The sequence below is a fragment of the Burkholderia sp. Ac-20384 genome, from assembly GCF_017104605.1.
In the GTDB taxonomy this organism is placed as follows: domain Bacteria; phylum Pseudomonadota; class Gammaproteobacteria; order Burkholderiales; family Burkholderiaceae; genus Burkholderia; species Burkholderia lata.
In genome coordinates this window covers 1-959 of sequence record NZ_JAAGPE010000680.1, presented here as the reverse complement: position 1 = coordinate 959, position 959 = coordinate 1, and the positions used below count along the sequence as shown (strand labels likewise).

Below are 959 nucleotides of genomic sequence, written 5' to 3'. Positions count from 1 at the left end.
CTGGTTCGACGAACCGCGCGTGCGCGACGGCTGGCCGGGTGCGCAGCCCGGCGCGGACGGCACGCAGGGCACCGCGCCCGACACAGATCCGCACGTGATTCCGCTGGTCGGCTGCTTCGACGGCGAACCGTTCGCGTATGTCGAAGCGTTCTGGCTGAAGGAAGACGCGCTTGCGCCGCACGTCGCGGCGCGCGACTACGACCGCGGGCTGCGGATGCTGGTCGGCGAGTCGCGCTGGCGCGGCCCGCATTGCGTGGCGGGCTGGCTGCCGTCCGTCGTTCATTACCTGTTTCTCGACGACCCGCGTACCGAAGCGGTCGGCTGTGCCGTTCCGGCCGGCCACGCGCGGGTTGCCGACCATCTCGCGCGGCATGGCTTCGCGCGGCAGCGCCGTCTCGCGCTGGCCGACGCGCAGCCGCTGTGGATGCGCACGCTGCGCGAGACGTTCTTCTCCGGCCGTCACGTCTGACGCGCCGGATTCACCGACAAGGGAGCTGAGACATGCAGAGAGAAACCGTATTCGACCTGATCGGCGTCGGCTTCGGGCCGTCGAATCTGGCGCTGGCCATCCGCCTCGAGGAACGGCGCGCGGCGCGCCCGTTCACCCATTGCTTCGTCGAGCGCCAGCCTGAATTCGGCTGGCATCGCGGGATGCTGCTCGACGACTGCCGGATGCAGATCTCGTTTCTGAAGGATCTCGTCACGATGCGCGATCCGACAAGCCGCTACACGTTCATCAACTACCTGTTCGAACGCGGCCGCCTGAATGAATTCGTCAACCTGAAGAACTTCTATCCGACCCGCGTCGAATTCCACGACTACCTGAGCTGGGTGGCCGACGCGTTCGACGATAGCGTCCATTACAGCGAGACCGTCCTCGCGATCGAGCCGGTACGCGGCGACGGCGAGAAGATCGACGCGCTGCGCGTGCTGTCGCGCGACGCGGCCGGCCACGAGCA

General features: G+C 67.6%; 2 protein-coding genes. Both read left to right on the top strand.

Going from position 1 to position 959, the window contains the following annotated elements; translation table 11 throughout:
- A partial coding sequence (locus tag G3O00_RS42815; RefSeq protein ID WP_206146609.1) for a GNAT family N-acetyltransferase occupies nucleotides 1-469 on the top strand: 469 nt, incomplete at its 5' end.
- A gap of 32 nt (nucleotides 470-501) precedes the next feature.
- Nucleotides 502-959: SidA/IucD/PvdA family monooxygenase (locus G3O00_RS42810; RefSeq protein WP_206146608.1), on the top strand; the 458-nt coding region annotated here is incomplete at its 3' end.